We start from the raw sequence: 402 nt of genomic DNA on the forward strand, positions 1-402 counted from the left end.
AGTGGCAATCCTGGCCTTGATCGCGAGTACGCACGAGGCTGGACAACCATCGGCGGAAACATTTACTCCATCAGCAGTATCGACTTGCCCAAACGGATATTCGTACGCTGGCAGTCCATTGTTGAACAAAAAACCTACAAAGGCTGGGTCGACATTCCCGAGAGTGGCCGCAGCATCATGCGCGGCTCGACGGCACGCCGCTGTCCGGACTGGCCCGATTACCCTGCGAATCCCATGATTTCCGCCGTTCTAGGCGTTGCCCCGGGCGGAGTTATCCGAGTCTGGGCAAACGATAACTGCCTGAACGACAACCTGATCGCAGGTGCTCAAGCCGAGATTGAGCCGCTAGGGCCCTTCCAAGGGAAATCCAACGGCCGCTATCGCCTGCATAAAGAACACTCC

Annotated in this window: 1 protein-coding gene; it reads left to right on the top strand. The window is 57.2% G+C overall.

Translation table 11 applies throughout. From position 1 onward, the window contains the following. Nucleotides 1-402, top strand: a 402-nt coding sequence (locus AWM69_RS22650; protein WP_218728599.1) for a DUF2931 family protein, incomplete at both ends; no start/stop codon positions are given.

It is taken from the genome of Pseudomonas sp. D1HM (genome assembly GCF_019266105.1).
Taxonomy (GTDB): Bacteria; Pseudomonadota; Gammaproteobacteria; order Pseudomonadales; family Pseudomonadaceae; genus Aquipseudomonas; species Aquipseudomonas taetrolens.